Genomic DNA, 19057 nt, shown 5'->3' with positions numbered 1-19057 from the left:
GTATTAATAGATTAAAAAGCCCTGAATGTTCAGGGCTTTTTTTAAAAATTACGTTATTCCTGAGGTATCACTTTCGCGATATAGGATAGATTGCGGTACTGCTCGGCATAATCAATACCATAGCCCACAATAAATTCGTCTGGAATGGTTTTACCGATAAAGTCGACATGGACATTCACTTCACGACGCTCAGGTTTATCCAACAAGGTACAAATTGCTAAGCTTTTTGGCGCGCGAAGCATCAACATTTCTTTGACTTTATTAAGGGTGTTACCTGAATCAATCAAGTCTTCGATGATCAGTACGTCACGACCTGCAATGTCAGAATCAATATCTTTTAAAATCCGAACATCACGGCTGCTGGTCATTTTGTTACCGTAACTTGAAACCGCCATAAAATCGATTTCAACATGACCGCGAATACGACGACATAAATCAGCCATAAACACCGCAGAGCCTTTAAGTAGCCCAACCATAAGCAAACGCTTATGTTCTTTGTAATGTTCATTAATTTCGTCAGCCAATCGATCGAGTATGGTATCGATTTCAGCAGCCGAGATCATTTCTTCAATGGTGTGTTTCATAGACCTTCCAAACAATAAGTATTATATTTTTTATTGCTCATAACCCCAGCGTTGTGCCAGTTTATGCTCGACCCCTAAGTGATCCAGTATGCGAGCCACGACGAAGTTTACCAGATCCTCTACCGAAGTGGGATCATGATAAAAACCGGGAGCCGCAGGCATGATAGTGGCACCAAGGCGACTCAGATTTAACATGTGCTCTAAATGGATTGAGTTTAAAGGCATTTCTCTGGGGACTAGGATCAACTGCCCTTTTTCTTTTAACACCACATCAGCAGCGCGCTCAAGTAAGTTATTGCTCATGCCTGTAGCGATAGCCGCTAGGCTTCCTGTCGAGCAAGGACAAACCACCATTTGCTTAGGTGCCGCGCTGCCTGATGCCGGCGGTGAGAACCACTCTTCTTTACCAAGTACTACAAGTTCCCCTGTCATTTGGGTTTCATCCAAATTCAGCGCCGCTAACAGTTGCTGTTTGGCTTTTTGAGGATTAGCACTTATTATAATGTTGCTTTCGGTATCTAGCACCACTCGCGCAGCACTGGATATCATCAAGAACACGCGTTTGTCTGCTTGTAATAAACACTTTAAAAGCTTAATGCCATACGGTGCGCCTGAGGCTCCTGTCCACGCAAGACTTATCGGTGTTTTATTGGTTTGAGATATCAAGCTTTACTTCCTCGCTTTTGTAATGCTTCAATTAACTGACCATGTAAGCCTTCAAAGCCACCGTTACTCATGATCACAATATGTTCATCCGCCTCGGCTTGATGACAAATAAGTTGCACGAGTTCATCAACCTTATCTTTAATGATAACCTCTGCATCGATATCTTGACGAATATCGTCAAGCGACCAACCGACATTGCCCGATTGATACAAGTAAACCTTATCGGCAAGCGCCAATGATTGCCCAAGCGTGGCTTTATGTACACCTGACTTCATGGTGTTAGACCGCGGTTCTAATACTACGGTGACTTTTTGTTTACCAACTTTAGCGCGCATGGCGTGTAAGGTTGTCGCAATGGCAGTTGGATGATGGGCAAAATCATCATATATCGATACACCACTGATATTTTCAAGAAGCTCTAAACGACGCTTTGGCGGATCGAATCGAGTGAGTGACTCAATAGCCGCAATGGGTGCAACGCCCACATGACGTGCTGCGGCAATGGCATTGATGGCATTTTCAATATTGTGCTGACCAATCAGCATCCAATCGAGTGTACCTTGAAGCTCATCATCAAAATACACTTCAAATTGATGACCATCATCCGCCAATGATTTTGCATACCAACCTTTTGAACTCGGTTGTTGATTGAAACATTCTTGTTCACTCCAAATGCCTTTTTCGATTACTTGTTGAACCGCTTCAACATCAGCTGGCCATATTACTTTACCCGTAGAAGGCACAGTGCGGATCACATGGTGGAATTGTTTTTGAATATCGCCAAGAGAATCAAAAATATCGGCATGATCAAACTCAAGGTTATTGATCACTAAGGTTCTTGGTTGGTAATGAACAAACTTGGAGCGTTTATCAAAGAATGCACTGTCGTACTCATCGGCTTCAACCACGAAAAAGACCGAATCACCTAATCGTGCTGATACGCCAAAGTTTTGCGGAACACCACCAATTAAAAAACCCGGTTGATAGCCGTTATCTTCGAGGATCCACGCCAACATACTCGCGGTGGAGGTTTTACCATGAGTACCCGAAACAGCGAGCACCCAACGCTCAGGTAAAATATGATCCGATAAAAATTGAGGTCCCGATGTATAAGCTAAGCCTTTATCCAACACTGCTTCGACACAGGGATTACCACGCGACATGGCATTGCCAATCACAATTAAATCGGGCGTTTCACCGTGTTCATTTTCAAGCTGAGCAGGATCAAAGCCTTGAATAAGCTCAATACCTTGCTCCTCAAGCTGTGTGCTCATTGGAGGGTAGACGTTAGCATCACTGCCAGTGACTTTATGACCTTTGGCTCTTGCCAGTAGGGCTAAGCCGCCCATAAAGGTACCGCAAATCCCTAGGATATGTACGTGCATATCGATTGCTCAATTTAATCGGAATAATGCCTTATTCTAATCAAGTTCTGCTAAGAATCACATAAATAAGAAGAAAAACCACAAATACTGGTCGAACCAGTTTAAGTGTTCAGTATTTTTATTCTGATATCTTTATTTTTCTAGGCTTTTAAACTTAAAAATACAGAAGAGAAACTTTGTATCTTATAAGGAGAAACAAAATGGACTCAACAGCCTATTTCTTTGGTAATCAAGGTTACTACGCAGATAGAGGGGACAGTATTACTTCGACTTCTAAAGGTTCAGGTGATCAGCCTCCTGTTGTTACTCCACCACCCAGTTTAAAAGATGCCCCGACGCCCCCCAGTGATCCCAGCTTAAGCCCTGCTACCATTGACTATACCTTGGCACAAAATGGTGACTCTGTGTTATCTGGCGGTATTGCAGTACTCTATTTGTTTATGAACCTGTTATCCGAACTGGCTAACCAAAAGTATTTAGAGATGCAAATGAAAGCAAAAGTATCTAGAGACGCACAAGATAAAGCCAATGAAGTTAACGAAATCATTGCTAAAGTCTCTAAAGAAGGCGACAAAGGTGCAGAGCCATTACCTAGTGATGTTATTCAATATATGAAAGACAACGGAGTGCAAATTGACGGGAAAGACATTGATGATTATTTAGGTGGTGATGAAGGTAAAAAGCTGGATAAAGGTAGCCTTGAAGCCGTTAAAGATGCACTTGAGAACGTCTCTAATCGAGCCTCTGATTTTGTCTCTCAAGCGCAATTGCAACTGCAAAAAATCATGCAGACGTACAACGTTTCTGTCAGCTTGATCAACAGCATGCAAACCATGTTAGCTGAGATGAATAAGTCTATCGCTCAGAATATTCGTTAAACAACAGAAATAGGGGGCGCTACCGTCTACCACTTACCAAAACAAAGAAACATCTAGACGTCTAGATTGACACAATTGTTTTGTAACTTTACACTGGCTTAAAAAATTGTCATTAATAGTGATGTCAACAATACAGAGAGTCATTGTGAATCAATCAGATAATACAATCATCACATCAAAGCCAAGCTTTGTTCCACTTATTCCATTATTGGTGTTTATTTCCCTATTTGTAGGTGCGGGTCTTTATTTTCAAAACCAAGGCGTCGACTTTGCCTTTTATCAATTACCCGGTGTTGTCGCCATTTTACCTGCGATAGTTCTGGCTTTATTACTTTCAAAGCAAAAACTGAATCAAGCGATTGAAACCTTTATACAAGGCATTGGTCATAACAACATCATCACCATGTGCCTGATTTATTTATTGGCGGGTGCCTTTGCCTCTGTAGCAAAAGCCACAGGAGGTGTTGATGCAACCGTTGGACTTGGACTCTCGTTCATTCCACCAGAATTTTTGCTCCCCGGTTTTTTTATCATCACGGCATTTATTGCAACCGCAATGGGAACCTCGATGGGAACCATCGCAGCCGTCGCGCCTATTGCCTTTGGAGTCGTCGGTCAAACCGATATTTCGCCGTTACTAATGGCGGGCGCAGTAATGTCTGGTGCGCTATTTGGCGATAACCTTTCAATCATCTCTGACACTACCATTGCCGCTACCCGTACCCAAGGCTGTGAAATGAAAGATAAGTTCCGTGAAAACTTAATCTTCGCCGTTCCTGCCGCATTGATCACTCTTACTTTTTTCATCTTTGCAGGGAGTGGATCAGTTGAAATAAAGCCTCAAGCTTATGATCTGGTTAAAGTTATCCCTTACTTAACCATTCTGGTATTAGCTGTATCTGGGTTAAATGTGTTCGTGGTACTGACAATTGGTATTTTATTAGCTGGGATCACAGGCTTTACGACCAGTGATTATCATTTATTCCAATACACAAAAGATATCTACAGTGGCTTTAGCAGCATGCAAGATATCTTCTTGCTATCGTTACTGGTGGGTGGTTTAGCGTCCTTGATGCAACAACAAGGTGGGCTTCAATTTATCTGCCAAAAAGTTGAATCTCTGTTAAATGTCCTATCGAAAAATGCCAAAGAAAAATCCCCAAAATTGGTTGAAGTCTGTATCGCCTTTATGGTGGCATTAACCAATACCTGTATTGCCAACAATACGGTGTCGATTGTGGTTACTGGTGATATTGCGAAAGAGCTGGCGTACAAACACGGGATCACTCCTAAACGCAGCGCCAGCTTATTGGACATTTTTTCTTGTGTGATTCAAGGCATAGTACCATTTGGGGCTCAAGCACTACTGATAGCGTCTACCTTTAAAATCACACCGATTGAAGCAGGCTTGCAAGCTGTTTACTGTATGGTATTAGCACTGGTTTCTTTAGTCATAATAGCTATAAGAAAGTAGTAAATGGTCTCATTTTAGCTATATTCATTGTGAGTATTTTAAGTTTATAGATGTCTAAGAAACACCTTTAAGAGTTTTTATTCAGTAAGATGTTTTCTAGCATTTCGAATTTAGCGGGATCTTTTTCAGATCCCTACGCACCAAGTCCTGTTGATGATTCCAGTTCTTATGAGCCCGATGGTTTCTGTGCTGAAGCCTCGGAGCCTGTATTTGCGGTAGATTGGTTAGTTGCTCCTGCACATCAATCCTATTCCCCCTCACAAATTCCCTTTGACGCTGAGGCCGTAGGTATCAACCCTGATGGCCTTAGTTTTGATTGCAACACCAATTTTTTTGAGTTATGCCAACAGCTAAAAGGAAGGGATGATATTTCATCACACGCTTATTTTTTATGTTCAAGAAGTGAGTTTTTAAAGGGGTTTATTCATAGGCACACCATTTTTAACACACCACCAATATACGGTGAGTTCGTCTCAGATCATCTATCGGAATGTTTCTTAAGCTTTATTCAACGCTTCGTATTCAACTCCCCTTTGATGTATGGTGCTTGCCTATTTTTAAATAAACTTGTTCAAGATTTGGGAGCAACCGAGGCTATAGAGCTAATAAAAAAGATGGGAGCTAATAAGTTCCGTATCCTTGCTCGGCAACTGGATCGCTTAACCTCATCTCTACATCACTTTAGCGCTACAAAATACTTCATACTCCCCTATGCTACTCCATTGTCTAAGTCGGAACTCATTCAACTATCCAGTCTAGCCAGACAATAAAAAATGCGGCTATTTAAGCCGCATTTTCAGTCAAACTACTTTTTTAAAATTACTTAACAATATCCATTTCGTTAAGTAGGTTATCCGCACCATCAAGGTACTTCATCACCCATAACATGTAACGGCTATCGACCTGAATCGAACGGTTGGTTTGTGGATCATAGCCCCAGTCACCAATGATACTTTCGTATACACCGTCAAACAGTAAACCGACAAGTTCAGCTTTACCGTTTAAGGTTGGAGAGCCAGAGTTACCGCCTGTAGTATCAAGCGTTGACAGGAAGTTCACCGGTACTGAGCCAATTTCAGGCATGTAGTACTCACCGTATTTCTTTTGTTTGATAAGTTCTAACTGTTTCTTAGGTGCATCAAAAGGATCTTTTCCTGTGTCTTTTTGCTCAATACCTTCTAACGTAGTAAACGGAACAGCATATAAACCATCTTGTGGAGAGTAGCCTTTAACATGTCCAACGGTTACACGTAAGCTAGAGTTAGCATCCGCATAAACTGGCTTACCTTGACTGCGGTTATAAGCAATGATCGCTTCCATATAAAGTGGACGCGCCTTCATAAAGTCACCAGCACGCTGTTTACTTTCTTGTTCACGCTTCATGTTGGTATCGTACATGGCCACAGCATATTGAATGAAAGGATCATTCGACGCTTTAAAGTCAGCAACTGTTTTTTTCATCCAGCCAAGACGCGTTTTGCTGTTCGCTAATTGTGTTTTCGCGTACATGTCGTCAAGACGCTGCTTTAATTTATCTTTATTTAGACCATTTTCTAAACCAAAAAATTGATCCAGTGCAGCAAGACGCTCAGCTTTAGGTAACTTGGCATAACGTTGTAAAAGATCAAACACAATGGCTTTTTCAACCTTAGGTGCATAACTGCGATCAATTCGCTCTAACCCCTGAGTGAAACGAGTCATATCACGATCTTGATAACCAGACTCACGCTGCATATCAGGCAATTGTTTCTCATGAGCAAGACGATACAAGCGAGTCGCAGTGCTCAGCATTCTGCTATATCCCAAATAGCCCAAAAGCAAGTTGCGTTCTTTATGCTGTTGAGCTTGCATCACTAAACGATCTAGATTGGTTAACGCTGAACCGTACTTGGCTTCACGCGCAGGATCTTGTGCAATCCAAGTGGTTAACTCTGCTTCACGCGCTTTACGGTCAGCCAGTAATGGAGACTTAGCATAAAACTCAATCATTGAGCCGTAGTTTTTCGCATAGTTGGCCAAACCTGCTAATGTGCTTTCGTATTTAATACGATCGTCAGAGCCTTCAGGTGCGGTATTTTTAATGATGTTGATAATATCTTCACGTAAGGCTTTGCTGTGTGGATATGTCCATTCGAACTGGTTTTCAACCTCCACTGAAGTACGATAGCGATTGGTACGACCTGGATAGCCCGCAACCATGACAAAATCGCCTTCTTTAACGCCTTTAGCCGATACTTTTAAGAAGCTTTTTGGCTCATACGGCACATTGTCTTTGCTGTAATCAGCTGGCTTGCCATTCTTACCGACATAAGCACGGTAAAAAGAGAAATCTCCGGTATGGCGAGGCCACATCCAGTTATCAATGTCACCACCGTATTTACCAACACTAGCAGCTGGGTTATAAACCAAACGCACGTCACGGATCTGCATTTGCTTGATCAAGTAATACTCTAAACCGCCGTGGAAACTGTATACGCTACAGCGATAACCGTCCTCTTTCTCACATTCTGCAACCAGTTCTTTTCTATGGCTTTCAATGCCTTTATAAAACGCATCGCCAGTTACATTCGATAAACCCGCTTTCACTTGATCGGTAACATTGGTGACTTTCTCGGTCACATAGATCCGTGAACCCGGTGAAGCAGGTAGCTCTTCGCTATAGTTTTTTGCTAAAAAACCATCTTTTAGACGATTGTTTTCAGCGGTAGAGTTATATGCAATCGAGCCATAAGCACAGTGATGGTTGGTCACCACCAGCCCTTTAGGAGACACAAATGATGCTGAGCAACCACCAAGGCTGACAACGGCATTCATTGGAAACTCAGTAAGTTTAGAAATTGACTTAGCATCAATCTCTAAGCCTTTCGCTTTTAGTTCAGCCGCCATTGAAGGAAGCTGGTAGGGTTGCCACATGCCTTCATCAGCATGAGCACCAAAGCTAGCAGCAACAGCTGCTGCAATTAGCCACTTTTTCATTGGAAAATCCTGTTGTTTTTTTAGCACAATCAGCGACTCTAGCATAAAAATCATAAAAAAAAGTGACTTTGTAACACTTTTATACAATTAAGGCTGTGACACTGTTGCCCATAAAAAAACCGCATTCGCTTGTTAGCTGAATGCGGTTTAATAACAATATGTATAAGGTGTTAACTATGACGCCAGCTGAGCAACGATGATGCCTAAACCAAGCAGCGCTAAAGCTCCTAAACCAACGTTTCCACCTGAAACCTGATAGCCTTCAGAAGTCTGTTTACGGCCAACATACGCCATGGCGATTGGTAAGAAGATGATCATAATCACTAACGGGATCGCAGCGTAACCCAGAACTTTTACAAAACCGTCAGGATAGAATAAAGCGCATAACAATGGCGGAATAAAAGTCAGCACCCAAGTTTGTAAACGTCCGGCAATACTATCTTTTGCTCGAGTAAGTTCTTTTAAAAAATCAAACAAACTCATGGTCACGCCAAGGAATGAAGTCAAAAGTGCAAGGTCGGCAAATACACTGATGCACTTATCAATGAGTGGGAAGCTCGATACACCTTGGAGTGCTTTTACTAGCATTGGAAGTGAGCCATTAAAGCTCGAAATCGTCGCACCACCTACGGTACCAATGGTAACGAGTAACCATAAGATGTAGCAGAATAATGGAATGGTTGAGCCTACAAGCAGCACTTTTTTAAGGTTCTTAACATCGCCCTCTAAATAGCCGACAAGAGTCGCAATACATACATGAAACCCAAATGAGGTGAATACAACTGGCACTGCCGCCATTAACGCACCGCTAAATCCACCTTGCTTAATGCCCTCTTTGACCGTATCGGCAACAATGGTTGAAAAGCTGACTTCAGGTAGTAAAAAGAAAACCACAACCACCAGCAAGAGCACCATAATGGGAAACAGTAAGCGGGAGGCTTTATCAACCCAGCTGATCCCAATCGCAATCAGACCACCAAAGACTAGGGTAAAAACGCTGATTGCGACTTCATGATTGAGAGGCTCACCGGTTAATAGCTCAAACTTTGCCCCCAACAGAGAAGAACCACCTAGTAAATACACCATGGTAAGTGCATACAATAAGCTTAAAAACGATGCACCTTGAATAAACTGTCCCAGTTTACCTAAGGTTTTCCCAGTGATGGCATGAACATTGTCCCCCACCCCAGAACGTAAATTAATTTCTAACATCAATAATGCGGTATAAGCGGAAACAAGCCATAGAACAACGAGTAATGCGAGCGCTGAAAATGAGCCTAAACCTGCGGTGGCAAGAGGTAAAGCAAGCATTCCGCCACCGATTGCCGTACCTGAAACAATGGCTATTGAGCCAAGAAGTTTTGAATTCACAATGTTACCTTTTTATTATTTTTCGTATATCACAGTCCAAGGAGCAAGACGACAACACAACTGAATACAGCATCACTTAAGGGAGATAAGTGTCACAATTTATTTTAAATTGGTATTCCTAAGACATATAAAAAAGCTTGTGTTTTCACAAGCTTTTAAGAAGCTAACAGAAGTGAAATAAGGGAGCAAGAGCAAAACTGAACCCTTGCATAAAATATTAAAAAAATTGCCTGAAATATCACACCTATACATTTAAAAATCTATTGTAGTTGATACGCTGAGTTTGCAAGTGAGATTGGATTTGAATTATCAACGGTTTCTGTATCAGCAAGATGAGAGTTCGCTATTGTAAATACTGTTTCCATATGACCGACTGTACTATACGGAGATGCATAAACTAAGTTACAGCTGTACTTTGGTGACACTCCACCTGTTTTGTCTTTTTGCCCTGCTCTGATCCCAGCAAATTGATGATTGATGTTGTAAGCAAGTTGAAATGCCCACTGCTTAGCTTTACCTTGTTGAGGCTTATCTATGGTTAACACTAGTTGTTCTGGTAACAAGCGATTGTATTTATCATAAACCTTTACGGTCACTTTATCCCCGACTTGTAAATCTCTACTGGGATAAATACGACCGATGAGTGCAAGACCACTCTTATCATTTACAAAATTGGATTGTTGATCACACTGATTTACTGGGACATCTGATTTTATCTTTGCTGAAACGGCCACAGAATCGATGTCTTTGCTAGCCGATTCTGATTGAGAGGTTGAAAGTGAGGTTAATTGAGTCGCATGCTCAAGCTCAGATTTCTGTGCTGCATGCACCTGAAAGCCACATAAAGATAAGCCCCACAGCATGACACCTAAAAAGTGATGAACCCACTTTTTAGAAAAAAACTGACTGCGCCGCATGGCTGTTTCTCCGATACAAAATAATTTCATGCTCTAAGTGTATTAGAGAAACAATAAACAAACCCTCAGGTGAACACCTGATATCGGCCCTAGGTATGTTTACGCTTTACAACAGCCGCTGTCATTCTAGAAACACATACCAGCTCACCACCACTGTTGGTGATATTTACTTCCCAGACTGAACTGCGTTTACCAATATGCACAGGCTTAGCAATGGCGGTAAGCAATCCTTTTCGCGATGCTCTAATGTGGTTGGCATTGATCTCTTGACCAACACAATAGTACTCAGTGAAATCCACGACAAAGTTGGCGGCATAACTGGCCACCGTTTCGGCTAATGCGACATTGGCACCACCATGAACAATACCAATAGGATTATGAATCGAAGGTTCCGCAAGCATGGTTGCAACTAAGTAATCATCACCGATTTCGGTAATTTTTATGCCTAAGGTTTCCATCAAGGTGCCTTTTTGATGCAAGCCTTTATCCAAACGTTCACAATCTTCTAGGGTAATTGGGGCAAACCATATGCTCATTATTCTTCCTTTATCTTTATCTTATCTCACAAAATCTTACCATAAAAAAGGGATGGCTATTGCCATCCCGATTACAGGTTATTTAGGACTTAACCTAACCACTGTTACTTTATTAATCGACGTCTAATTCCAGCCAATGAAAGTAAACCAAGAGCTAGGAAACCAAGAGAACCACTGCTCTTTTTCTTCGGCTTTGTATAATCAATCGCGATGATAACCGGATCGTGATCTGAAGATGAAAACACATTCTTCGCTTTCTTTAAATCACCAGTGTATTTAGACGCGTATTCAAACATGGTCGATTCAGCAGAATTAATATGCCAATCTTCAATATCTTTGACTTTACCAGCAAGGGATTGGTTCGCTAACGCATGATCAAGATTACCTAATTCACCCGCCCACTTATAACTGTACGTATCAGCTCCGTGTAGCTTAGTGTTAAGGTTGATGTAACCAAAACCTTCTGTGATTTCGCGTTGCGTCTTATCCAACTCTTTACCATCTAGAGTGGTATAAGCGGCTGTGTGGATCACTTTATCTGGATTGTTAGCTTTCGAGTAATTGGTGAGTACTTGCAAAGGATCTTCTTTACCATAAGCATTTAAGTCACCAATGATCAGCACATCACCTTTTATCGTTTTAAGCGCATGACCAACCGCTTCAGCTGCACTTACACGGAAATCATTACAACGACCTTGTAAGTCTTTAGGATCCGACTTATCTGCAAAATCAATCCAATCTTCTAAGCAACCAGAACCTTTAGATTTAAAGTGGTTAACCACTATTGTTAGCTTGTTTTCACCAATGGTAAAGGTTTGCCCTAAAGAGTAACGCTGGAACTTGTCATATTTAGGGCTTTTCTCTGTTTTATCGTCTTTGGTTCGAGTAGCCACTTCTGCAGGTGCATGCTGCTCAGGTGTTTTAATAACAATGGCATCACCATCAAGCATCGCTTTTGCTGGTCTGTAAAGCATGCCGACCATAATCGCGTCAGTACCAAAGAACTTGTCTTTGTTCATGTCTTTTGCTGCGATTTTCACAAACTTGTAAACATCATCGCCCGACATTTCTTTGTTCAGTTCAGTCACTAAATCATGAATTGCACTGTCATCAGCAAAGCCGTTGTTTTCGATTTCCATTAAACCGACAATGTCCGCATTCATCGCTTTGAGTGATTTAACAATCTTCGTTCTTTGCAACTCAAATGCTTGTTTTACGGTTTGATTAATCGCTTTAGCCGCCTTGGCTCCACGGTTACACCCACGAACAGCATCAGCATCCGCTTGATCTTTACAGCTTGCGTTTAACGCACCACCAATTTCACTGTGGCTGGTAAAGTAGTTTAATACGTTGAAGCTAGCGACACGTAAATCACCTTTTTCAGCAATGGTCGGTGTTTCGATGTCTGCACGCTCAACTGTACGAGTAAAATCTGTAGGCTTGATTTCGTTTGTGACATATAAGCGATATTTACCAAATGAATACCCTATCGCACCTTCAATATTTTGTAAGGTGTCACCGACGCGCATAAAACCAGTTTCAGCATTAAAATCAGGGAAGTATGGAATATGACCTTTTGGCGCACTTAAATCGGTTTCGATTTCTAAACGACGAGCATCATTGGCTTTTTGTAAATCGGCAACCTCTTTGCTGCCAGCCATATGAATTTGCGTAGGCTTAAACAAGGGAGTTTTATGGGATAATGTCATGCTGTTATAACGTCCGTTATAACCATAAGGGCTGGTCACAACCATTTCACTGTCAGCCACCAGCTTGATTTTCATGCCTTCATGGCGTTCCATCGCTTGGGTATAAGTTTCATCACCTAAAAGCTTAAATTCAGTGGCTACTGGGATCGGTGCTTTATCTTCTGAAGTTTTAGCTAATCGAGCTTCATCAGAAGTAATTTGGGTTAACCCAAATTTTTCTTCAACCTTACCTTTTACACAAACTTGAGAACCAGGCACTAACCATTTAGGCGCATCTTTACCTTTGCCTAAGTAAACAAAAATACCTTCTGAGGTTTTATTATTATCGTCAACATCAGCCATCGCTGATTGCATAAAGAAACCGTCATTACGGTTTGAACGTGCCGTTACAATACCTTTAACCACAAATGCTTCGTTAGATTCGTATTTTCCATCTTCAATTTTAGGGCTCTTAAATCCCGAACCTTGAATCGCACTGATTTTTGTAAATTCAGCATCGGTGCAGGTAAATTCGTCAGCTGCGTGAGCCGAGTACGACAATGCGCTAGTAACTGCAATTGAAATCGCCGTTAGCTTATTAAAGTGTTTCATTAGATCAACCCCATTTATATTTATGTATTACTGATGAATACTTCGGGGCGAGATCTTCCCAAAATAGCCTCAACAAAAGCGCCACTTGGGTCACATATTATTTACCTTACAAAGTTTATGGTTAATTCAAAGTAAACTTAGCGCCTAATTAAAATTAAAAAGTAAATATTTTCAATTAGTTATTTTACTTTACGCGACAAGTCTAAATGAAACAAAAATTAGATATTGATAAAAATTTTGCAATTAGAATAGATACTTAAAATAAAGTTCTAAACTTGATGGTGCTCACAATTAAATGAACTTCCTTTCTAGAGGGCGTTCCCAATTAAAGACTGTGGTTAGCTCAGCTTCTGAAAAATCAGAAACTCTTTAAGTATTTCCCATTTACATTTAAATCTCCGATGATGAATACGTCACCTTTTGCTGTTTAAGCGCATAACCTTTGACGTCTCAGTGCTTACTCGAAAATCATTTCAACGATCTTGGAGGCCACCTTCCTACATTGAACCTAAGAACATCAGTTGAACACACATTAAGTTAGTATCTGTCTGAGTTAGCAATAATTTTACTGTCTTCATCATTTACCTAATGGCTGAAACGCTATGCAAACTGATGTTTTTAAGTTAAATAACAGTCAATATTTCATTCAGCGGCTTTTTATTGATGGCATGCTCAGGAATCGTCGCATCTTCAGCAGGGTATCCCACAACAAGGAGCATATAAGGGCGCTCATTATCAGGATTACGCTGGCAAATCTCGGTCAAAAAACTCATAGGTTTTGGGGTATGGGTGAGTGTACCTAATCCGGCATTATGCAAAGCTTGAATAAGAAAGCCAGTGGCAATACCTACAGATTCGTGGACGTAATAATTGGTTTTATCTCCATTATCAGTATTCATTCGTTTTTGGCTAAAAATAGCAATTAGCCAAGGTGCTGTATCAAGATACGATTTATTAGCATTAGTACCTAAAGGTTTAAGCGCATCGAGCCATTCTTCACCACCGCGACCGCCATAAAACGCTTGTTCAATAGCTTCAGCTTGCTGACGAATTTGCGATTTAACCTCAGGATCTTGAATAGCAACAAAATGCCAAGGCTGGTGATTGGCTCCATTCGGTGCGGTACCCGCCGCTAAAATCGCTTGCTCAATGATGGCCTTATCAACGGGTCTGTCTGAGAATTTACGAATCGAATGACGACGCTTTATTTCTTGGTAATTATCTTGAGCCCGCTTCAGCATCTCATCGGTTGGGTATTCGATAAAATCAGATAAAGGAAAATGTTGCTCATCCATAGTTATAATTCCCTCTGTTAATCCAGTCGAAATAAGAACTCTTGCTCATTATCACAAGCCACATGAGTGCAAAGCATGAAACCGCATTTTTCTAGCACACGTTGCGAGGCGATGTTTGAGGTATGAACATAAGCAAATAAAGGGCGAGGAAGGGATTGAGTAAATAGCTCTAATGCCCGTGAAGCAACACCTTTTCCCCAGTAATTTTGCCCGAGCCAAAAACCAACTAATCGCTGACCATCTTGTTGCCAGCTCACAAGGTTGCCCACAACAGAACCATCAGAATCAATAGTCGAAATTTTTACATCATCTCTAGACGTGATGGTTTGCCAATGTTGAGTAAACTCTTTTTCGGTTCGAGCATCGAAATGAGCCACTCTGCAAGCAACAGGATCGGCTTGATGTTCATAAAATACATTGGCGTCTGAAGCAATAGGATCTCTAAGCGTAATATTTATATTCATATTCACGGTTATTGTTGTTAGAGGCCATTCCTAATTAGATTTTTGATTTGCTGCTGTTGATTTTTTAGGTTAAACAAGGCGGAAAATGTGAAGTGTAGTTATTCTACACGAACATTTGACAACGCCGTTTACACAAAAAAGAAACGCAGCCCTTCGGGTTACACCTAAAATTCGCAAACTCTGCGTCACTCATCTTTCATTTAGCTCACTAAACTTCACTCTTCGCGTCTTGATTTTGCAAATTTTAGGTTGTAACAAATCAAAAAGTCTTTAATTGAGAATGACCTCAATAATGAATAGTACAACACGTTAACATAAGGTTTTATTTATGTGAACAATGTTAATTATCACATCTATACCAATTCGAATTTGATCATAAATAAGTCATTGGTGCTTGGGTAAACGTCTTTGATAAGCGTCTTAAGTTCACCCAAAGGCAAAGCTTCTTGCTTGGCATGAAACTCATTGATTTGTTCGAACTTCAAAGGTTCCACCGATAAGATTCGAATTTCACACACTTTAAGATTGGTTTCGAGAGTGTACACCTCGACGACAGAGTTAGGCTGATAGTTGTTTTCTGATTCATCCCGAATAGTGATGGTTTTTAAGCCTGAAGCGACCAAAGGGCAAAGTTTTTCAAAAAAGGTAATTTGGGTTGGAACTGACATAATCGCAGAGAGTACATAAGAAAATGATAAAGCAGGGTATCATGCTTTAATTCAAGATACCCTGCATAACCTATCTTCTACCAATTATTCTGCGACAGGCTTTTTCAAACTGTGCTTCAGAATAAAGAAGCCAACCAAACCTGATACTAATGAACCAACGATAATGCCCAATCGCTCATCAAATAGTAGGTTGACGCCAGTCTCTTCAAACGCCAGTGAACCGATAAACAAGCTCATTGTGAATCCAATCCCACAGAGTGCAGCTGTACCGTATAAGCTCTTCCAGTTCATGCCTTCTGGAAGCTTGGTAAGTTTAGCTTTTACCGCCAACCAGCATAGACCGAAAATCCCCACTTGCTTACCAACGAATAATCCTAGAGCGATCCCCACAGGCACGCCGTGAAGCACTTGGTCCATGGTCACACCCGTTAAATTTACGCCAGCATTGGCGAAGGCAAATACAGGTAAAATAAAGAAGGCGACAACGGAATGTAAGTCATGCTCCATTTCTTTTAATGGTGACTCCTGCTCATTCTTTTTAGAACGCATCGGGATAAACATGGCCACCAACACACCGGCTAATGTGGCATGAACACCCGATTTAAGAGTCGCTACCCATATAATCAGACCAACCAAGATATAAACACTTTTGTTACATACATTACGACGGTTCAGTAAATATAAAACCGCTGTACCAGCCGCCACTACCAATAATGCCGTCAGTGAGATTTTTGAGGTATAGAAAAACGCAATGATCAGGATTGCACCAATATCATCAAAAATGGCCAGTGAGGTTAGAAAGATTTTAATCGAAATTGGCACTCTTGAGCCCAATAAGGCTAGCGCACCTAATGCAAAAGCAATATCGGTTGCCGCGGGGATTGCCCAACCTCGGATCGCCACAGGATCTTGGTTAAAATACACATAGATCAATGCCGGAAATACCATTCCGCCTATCGCGCCCACCGCGGGTAGAATAATATTTCGCTTATCTGAAAGCTCACCTTCGAGTAGCTCTCGTTTAAGCTCTAAACCAACTAAGAAGAAAAACACCGCCATTAAGCCGTCGTTGATCCAAAGCAACATAGGTTTGGCAATTTCAAAAGTACCGACTCTAACTTCAACCTCAGTTGAGAGCAGCATTTTGTAATATGGCTCAAGCCCAGTATTAGAAATTACAATAGCTAGACAGGCAGCAATAAAGAGTAAGATGCCTCCAGCGGATTCTAACTTAAAAAAGTCCTTCATAAAATCGTCGCTGTTACTCGTGTTTACAACTTTTTCGTCCACTCTTCCTCCTCAGATTATAGACATAATATGTCAGATTTTCTCATGGTAGACGAAATTCAATCTTGTTACCATAGCTGAGTATAGAACTTATATCGCTAAATCTATATAAAATGGCGCACTCAGCTGGAACTAAAAGAAATTTAGACAAGGAAAATTGGTGTAGGCATAGTTGCTCCTACGTCGAAGCAATTTAACGCAGAATAAATTTCTTTTAGACCAGCCTGTAAGGAGCTTCTGTGGAGGCACACTTTTTTGTTGCATCAATTTATAAGGTATCAACATTACTGCATTGATGCGCCTTAAATTGTGCCTCCACAGATAGCTCTGAGAATGCCATCTTATATTGATTCAGCTATACACCAACTTAGGACGAACGAAATTTATGAAAATGCTTTTAGCCGTTGTTGTTATTGCCTTAGTGATTTTTTATTTTTACACCCAAAATGTGAACAACAAAGTCGCACAAGAAAATCTGATCAAAGGGCAAGACTTCTTAGCTCAAAATAAAGAAAAAGACGGAGTGCAAACCACAGCTTCAGGGCTTCAATATTTAGTGTTAGAAAATGGGTCTGGCACTGTTCACCCTACGCCCAGTAATGTTGTTAAAGTTCATTACCACGGCACCTTAATTGACGGAACGGTATTTGATAGCTCTGTTGATCGTGGTGAATCTATCTCTTTCCCACTTAATCGAGTGATCAAAGGCTGGACAGAAGGTCTGCAACTGATGGTTGTTGGTGATAAATATCGCTTTTTTATTCCTAGTAACTTGGCTTATGGAAAACGTGCTACAGGTAAAATTCCGGGGAACTCGGTATTGATTTTTGATGTTGAGTTATTAGGTATTGATAAATAGTCTTGTTTGAAAAGGGCATAGCTCATTGGAACTATGCCAATCCTATCTATTTTTGATTACCAAACGGATCATCAATGGAAAAAGAAGGCTCAGTAAACCATTTAGGACCATGACTTGTCATGTAGAAGTGATCTTCTAATCTGATCCCAAATTCATTCGGAACACAAATCATCGGCTCATTACTAAAGCACATACCTTCATCTAACAAAGTGGTTTCACTCGAGACTAAATAAGGTCCTTCATGGATCTCAAGCCCAATGCCATGACCTGTTCTGTGTGGTAATCCAGGCAATTGATAATCAGGTCCTAGACCTGCATTAACAATCACATTTCGCGCAGCATCATCGACTCGCCCACAAGGCTCATCAAGCTTAGCCGCTTCAAAGCCCGCTAACTGAGCTTGTTTTTCAAGCTCCCAAATCTGTCTTTGCTTGTCGGTTGGCGAACCAAATACATAGGTTCGAGTAATATCTGAGTGATAGCCAAAGAGCTCACAACCCGTATCGATAAGAACAACATCATTGGCTTCTAACTTCTTGGGTGTTTTAACCCCATGAGGATACGATGAGTCTTCACCAAATAACACTATGCAGAAGTACGAGCCTTGAGCAGCACCTAACTTTCGATGAGCTTTATCAATAAACTCCGTCACTTCTTGAGTGGTGATCCCTTCATAAAGAATTCTAGCAGCCGCTTTTTGCACTTCTAACGTCATATTCATAGCGCGCTGCATAATGGCGAGTTCAGCAGCTGATTTTTGCCCTCGACAGCCTTGGGTAATAGGTAAAGCATTACTTATCTCGATATTGACACAAGCCTTCTGAATACCATCCACGAGGAAGAAAGGTGACGATTCATCTATGGTTAATTTACCTGAAGTAATACCATTTTTCGCTAGAGTAGCCGCCAACATTTCATAAGGAGATTCATGTTCCTGCCAAGTTACAATCTCAGCTTCTATCTGCAAATAATCGGTTAACGTGCCGAGTTCAAAATGTGGGGCTATGTAAAATAAGGTTCCATCACGAGTCAGCACAGCTCCAACCATACGCTCACTGGCATACCAATCTAGCCCAGTAAAATAATACAAGTTGGTTCCAGCATTTAAATACAAAGCATCTATACCATGTTCTTCCATCAGCGATTGTGCTTTATGCTGGCGCTGTCGAATCTCATCTGATGTAATCGGATTTAAATCGATTGTCCAAGAAGTTAATTTACTCAATTCTTGTTCAGGTGTTGAGCCACTAATCCCTATTGTCATCATTATTTTTCCCGTATTAATTTCAGACTCAATGTATAAAATATCCAATCAAAGCAATAATGTCATCAAGTGAAAAACACAGTCAATAAAACTGTAGATAAATAGTATTACTTCGCATTAAAAATCGTTCATT

Annotated in this window: 17 protein-coding genes; 4 read left to right on the top strand and 13 right to left on the bottom strand. The window is 41.0% G+C overall.

Annotated features, from left to right (window positions below):
- Positions 1 to 53: 53 nt before the first annotated feature.
- Genes hpt through mpl form a run of 3 tightly spaced genes read right to left on the bottom strand, consistent with a single transcriptional unit; the run spans position 54 to position 2635 of the window.
- Positions 54 to 584: a hypoxanthine phosphoribosyltransferase gene (gene hpt / locus E2H97_RS03030; RefSeq protein ID WP_133405762.1), complete on the bottom strand. Its 531-nt coding sequence runs from the start codon at positions 582 to 584 to the stop codon at positions 54 to 56.
- A 30-nt stretch (positions 585 to 614) separates the two neighbouring features.
- Positions 615 to 1247, bottom strand: a complete 633-nt coding sequence (locus tag E2H97_RS03025; RefSeq protein WP_133408556.1) for a flavin prenyltransferase UbiX — start codon at positions 1245 to 1247, stop codon at positions 615 to 617.
- Positions 1247 to 2635 carry a UDP-N-acetylmuramate:L-alanyl-gamma-D-glutamyl-meso-diaminopimelate ligase gene (gene mpl / locus E2H97_RS03020; protein WP_133405761.1) on the bottom strand — a complete coding sequence of 463 codons (1389 nt, stop codon included), beginning with the start codon at positions 2633 to 2635 and terminating at the stop codon, positions 1247 to 1249. Before mpl ends, E2H97_RS03025 begins: the two co-directional genes overlap by 1 nt.
- Before the next feature lie 200 nt (positions 2636 to 2835).
- Here mpl and sseB point away from each other — a divergent pair, with 200 nt between their 5' ends.
- The 3 genes from sseB (at position 2836) to E2H97_RS03005 (ending at position 5757) form a co-directional block, all read left to right on the top strand.
- Positions 2836 to 3513 carry a type III secretion system translocon protein SseB gene (gene sseB, locus E2H97_RS03015; RefSeq protein WP_133405760.1) on the top strand — a complete coding sequence of 226 codons (678 nt, stop codon included), beginning with the start codon at positions 2836 to 2838 and terminating at the stop codon, positions 3511 to 3513.
- Between the two features lie 121 nt (positions 3514 to 3634).
- Positions 3635 to 4987 carry a Na+/H+ antiporter NhaC family protein gene (locus E2H97_RS03010; RefSeq protein ID WP_133405759.1) on the top strand — a complete coding sequence of 451 codons (1353 nt, stop codon included), beginning with the start codon at positions 3635 to 3637 and terminating at the stop codon, positions 4985 to 4987.
- Between the two features lie 89 nt (positions 4988 to 5076).
- Positions 5077 to 5757: a hypothetical protein gene (locus E2H97_RS03005; RefSeq protein ID WP_133405758.1), complete on the top strand. Its 681-nt coding sequence runs from the start codon at positions 5077 to 5079 to the stop codon at positions 5755 to 5757.
- Between the two features lie 49 nt (positions 5758 to 5806).
- Here E2H97_RS03005 and E2H97_RS03000 read toward each other — a convergent pair whose 3' ends face one another.
- From E2H97_RS03000 to nhaA, 9 genes are all read right to left on the bottom strand, one after another.
- Entirely contained in the window at positions 5807 to 7963 is a 2157-nt protein-coding gene (locus E2H97_RS03000; RefSeq protein WP_133405757.1) for a S46 family peptidase, read from the bottom strand.
- Positions 7964 to 8137: 174 nt separating this feature from the next.
- Positions 8138 to 9334: an aromatic amino acid transport family protein gene (locus tag E2H97_RS02995; RefSeq protein WP_133405756.1), complete on the bottom strand. Its 1197-nt coding sequence runs from the start codon at positions 9332 to 9334 to the stop codon at positions 8138 to 8140.
- 260 nt (positions 9335 to 9594) lie between these two features.
- On the bottom strand, positions 9595 to 10281 hold the full coding sequence (locus E2H97_RS02990; RefSeq protein WP_170308236.1) for a hypothetical protein: 687 nt from the start codon (positions 10279 to 10281) through the stop codon (positions 9595 to 9597).
- Between the two features lie 59 nt (positions 10282 to 10340).
- Entirely contained in the window at positions 10341 to 10787 is a 447-nt protein-coding gene (locus E2H97_RS02985; RefSeq protein WP_133405754.1) for a PaaI family thioesterase, read from the bottom strand.
- Positions 10788 to 10891: 104 nt separating this feature from the next.
- The gene (locus E2H97_RS02980; protein WP_133405753.1) at positions 10892 to 13087 is read right to left on the bottom strand and encodes an ExeM/NucH family extracellular endonuclease; all 2196 of its coding nucleotides are present in this window, start codon (positions 13085 to 13087) and stop codon (positions 10892 to 10894) included.
- A gap of 623 nt (positions 13088 to 13710) precedes the next feature.
- Positions 13711 to 14382 carry a nitroreductase family protein gene (locus E2H97_RS02975; RefSeq protein WP_170308235.1) on the bottom strand — a complete coding sequence of 224 codons (672 nt, stop codon included), beginning with the start codon at positions 14380 to 14382 and terminating at the stop codon, positions 13711 to 13713.
- A 17-nt stretch (positions 14383 to 14399) separates the two neighbouring features.
- A complete protein-coding gene (locus E2H97_RS02970) occupies positions 14400 to 14846 on the bottom strand; it encodes a GNAT family N-acetyltransferase (RefSeq protein WP_133405751.1) in 447 nt (148 codons plus the stop codon).
- A gap of 353 nt (positions 14847 to 15199) precedes the next feature.
- Positions 15200 to 15514 carry a N(4)-acetylcytidine aminohydrolase gene (gene yqfB, locus E2H97_RS02965; protein ID WP_133405750.1) on the bottom strand — a complete coding sequence of 105 codons (315 nt, stop codon included), beginning with the start codon at positions 15512 to 15514 and terminating at the stop codon, positions 15200 to 15202.
- An 84-nt stretch (positions 15515 to 15598) separates the two neighbouring features.
- Positions 15599 to 16804 (bottom strand): Na+/H+ antiporter NhaA, encoded by a 1206-nt coding sequence (gene nhaA / locus E2H97_RS02960; protein WP_425466798.1) that lies wholly within the window; start codon positions 16802 to 16804, stop codon positions 15599 to 15601.
- 382 nt (positions 16805 to 17186) lie between these two features.
- Between nhaA and bamJ the strand changes: the two genes are divergently transcribed.
- Positions 17187 to 17660 (top strand): BamJ family beta-barrel-assembly machinery protein, encoded by a 474-nt coding sequence (bamJ, locus tag E2H97_RS02955; RefSeq protein ID WP_133405749.1) that lies wholly within the window; start codon positions 17187 to 17189, stop codon positions 17658 to 17660.
- A 46-nt stretch (positions 17661 to 17706) separates the two neighbouring features.
- Here the strand turns inward: bamJ and E2H97_RS02950 are convergent, their stop codons facing one another.
- On the bottom strand, positions 17707 to 18924 hold the full coding sequence (locus E2H97_RS02950; protein WP_133408554.1) for a M24 family metallopeptidase: 1218 nt from the start codon (positions 18922 to 18924) through the stop codon (positions 17707 to 17709).
- Between the last annotated feature and the right edge of the window lie 133 nt (positions 18925 to 19057).

The organism is Parashewanella tropica (assembly GCF_004358445.1).
Classification (GTDB): Bacteria; Pseudomonadota; Gammaproteobacteria; order Enterobacterales; family Shewanellaceae; genus Parashewanella; species Parashewanella tropica.
Note: the sequence above shows the minus strand (reverse complement) of the source record. Positions and strands in the feature narration are given on the sequence as shown.

Bases quoted from the DNA above. Each gene is read 5' to 3' on its own strand.
- hpt (WP_133405762.1), bottom strand. From the start codon at position 584: ATGAAACACACCATTGAAGAAATGATCTCGGCTGCTGAAATCGATACC.
- mpl (WP_133405761.1), bottom strand. From the start codon at position 2,635: ATGCACGTACATATCCTAGGGATTTGCGGTACCTTTATGGGCGGCTTA.
- sseB (WP_133405760.1), top strand. From the start codon at position 2,836: ATGGACTCAACAGCCTATTTCTTTGGTAATCAAGGTTACTACGCAGAT.
- E2H97_RS03010 (WP_133405759.1), top strand. From the start codon at position 3,635: ATGTCAACAATACAGAGAGTCATTGTGAATCAATCAGATAATACAATC.
- E2H97_RS03005 (WP_133405758.1), top strand. From the start codon at position 5,077: ATGTTTTCTAGCATTTCGAATTTAGCGGGATCTTTTTCAGATCCCTAC.
- E2H97_RS03000 (WP_133405757.1), bottom strand. From the start codon at position 7,963: ATGAAAAAGTGGCTAATTGCAGCAGCTGTTGCTGCTAGCTTTGGTGCT.
- E2H97_RS02990 (WP_170308236.1), bottom strand. From the start codon at position 10,281: ATGAAATTATTTTGTATCGGAGAAACAGCCATGCGGCGCAGTCAGTTT.
- E2H97_RS02985 (WP_133405754.1), bottom strand. From the start codon at position 10,787: ATGAGCATATGGTTTGCCCCAATTACCCTAGAAGATTGTGAACGTTTG.
- E2H97_RS02980 (WP_133405753.1), bottom strand. From the start codon at position 13,087: ATGAAACACTTTAATAAGCTAACGGCGATTTCAATTGCAGTTACTAGC.
- E2H97_RS02975 (WP_170308235.1), bottom strand. From the start codon at position 14,382: ATGGATGAGCAACATTTTCCTTTATCTGATTTTATCGAATACCCAACC.
- E2H97_RS02970 (WP_133405751.1), bottom strand. From the start codon at position 14,846: ATGAATATAAATATTACGCTTAGAGATCCTATTGCTTCAGACGCCAAT.
- yqfB (WP_133405750.1), bottom strand. From the start codon at position 15,514: ATGTCAGTTCCAACCCAAATTACCTTTTTTGAAAAACTTTGCCCTTTG.
- bamJ (WP_133405749.1), top strand. From the start codon at position 17,187: ATGAAAATGCTTTTAGCCGTTGTTGTTATTGCCTTAGTGATTTTTTAT.
- E2H97_RS02950 (WP_133408554.1), bottom strand. From the start codon at position 18,924: ATGACAATAGGGATTAGTGGCTCAACACCTGAACAAGAATTGAGTAAA.